Genomic DNA, 1,731 nt, shown 5'->3' with positions numbered 1-1,731 from the left:
CTGATGCCCATCATGCCGATCCACGGGAAGAGCACCATGGTCCAGCGCGGTCTCCGCATGATGTCCCGGTCGGACTCACCGAGCCGGAACACGCGGCCGTTGCGGTCCGTCACCTCCCTGTACGGAATGTGTGATGATATGTCAGTTGTCGTCATGCCATTTCCCCTACGTCGCAGAACCCTGATCAGCGCCCCCTGTCCGGTTCCCTTGTGCCGTCAGGACCAGTCCGCCCCGCAATCCGCCCCACAGCCGGCCGGGTTCCCTGCACCCTGGCCCGGCCCGGAGCGCGCGTGCGCTCACGAGTCCTGACTTCGCGTCACCACATGTGCAACCCCCTCCACGACGACGGGAACAGTGATCCACTCCACACGTGAAGACTTTGCATACGATATGGAGTAGACCGTATTCTGTAGACGGGGCGTCACTCTGTCTAGGGGCTGCACTCCGTCTTTCTTGCCCGGATGTCACGCGGAGGTCCGCGTCCGCCGCGTCGGACCGCGGCGGACTCCCATCGGACCACGATCTCCTTTGGGCGTCGGGGTGTTACTCAGGTCTGCAACGCTGCCCGGCGGCACCAACGCAGGGGCTCCGGGTGGTGACCCGCGCGGCGTCGGACGGCCGACGAGCCGGAACCCGCGAGCTCGGCGTTCCACCCCGTCGTGCCACACATTCCGAGGACGACCCGCCGGCCGATATGGAGAGGCGGGCCGCCGGGCGGGAGCGCCAGGGCCTGTTCAGACACCCTCGCCGCCCGGGGCCGCTCGAACGAAGATGCTCGCGCCCCCGAGGAAGCCCTTGGCCCTCCCGTCGCGGAAGGACCGGATCGCATTCATGGAGTCGAGACCGCGCAGGCTCGGCGACGTGAAGCCGATCTCCGTGCCGAGCGCGTCGAGAGGGGCCGCTGCACCCCTACGGTGCGGTCGCTCCGCACGTTGCTGTGGACGTGCGCAGGGCGCACCCCGTCCCTGGGCCTGCCGATGTCGTATTGCCGTACAGCTCAAGGCAATTGACGACCTCGCGGATGGTGGACACCGTATGATCGTGCGATCGTGCGACGGGTCGTCGATGGCGCTCACGCTGACGCTCATGGCTTTGCGTTGCCGTTCCACTGTGTCGTTGTGGGGTGGGATGACGCCGGGTGGGCGAGCCGGACGGTGCCAGGGGGCGCCTGAGAACACACCGTCCGGCCTCGCACCCGCGCCGCGGCGGCGGACGGGGTCCGTCGCCGCGGGCACGATGGGGGCCGACGCCTCAGTCTGAGGTCATACGGGCGGTACGGGCGGCGCAGTGCGGATACCCGTGGATCCGGGACACAACGCGGTGCACAGCACGCGACCGACGTCGACCGGCGTGGCCATGACGGTGGCCGTGACGACAGCACGTACGCACGAAGACGCCGTCGGCCGGTCCGAGCGGCATCAGATCACCCCGCCGGTGCGCAACAGGGCCAACTCCTCGTCACCGAGGCCGAGTTCCCCGACAAAGACCTCGTCGTTGTGTTCGCCGAGCAGCGGCGAGCTGGTGATGTCGACGGGGGAATCGGAGAGCTTGAGCGGGGATCCGACGGTGACGAACGAGCCGCGCTGCGGGTGCGACACCTCGACGACCATCTCGTTGGCGACGAGCGAGGCGTCCTCGATGATCTCCTTGGTGGAGAGGATCGGGCCGCACGGGATGTTGTGCGCGTTCAGCCGCTCCAGCACCTCCCACTTGGGGAGCGTCGAGGTCCAC

At 68.1% G+C, this 1,731-nt stretch carries 1 protein-coding gene and 1 pseudogene; both read right to left on the bottom strand.

Going from position 1 to position 1,731, the window contains the following annotated elements; genetic code table 11:
• Positions 1–155 (bottom strand): annotated as a pseudogene (locus tag ACWCP8_RS41150) (MFS transporter); the annotation flags it as partial.
• Between the two features lie 1,263 nt (positions 156–1,418).
• Positions 1,419–1,731: CoA transferase (locus ACWCP8_RS41145; protein WP_451121676.1), on the bottom strand; the 313-nt coding region annotated here is incomplete at its 5' end.

The sequence above is a fragment of the Streptomyces sp. NPDC002206 genome (assembly GCF_053593595.1).
Note: the sequence above shows the minus strand (reverse complement) of the source record. Positions and strands in the feature narration are given on the sequence as shown.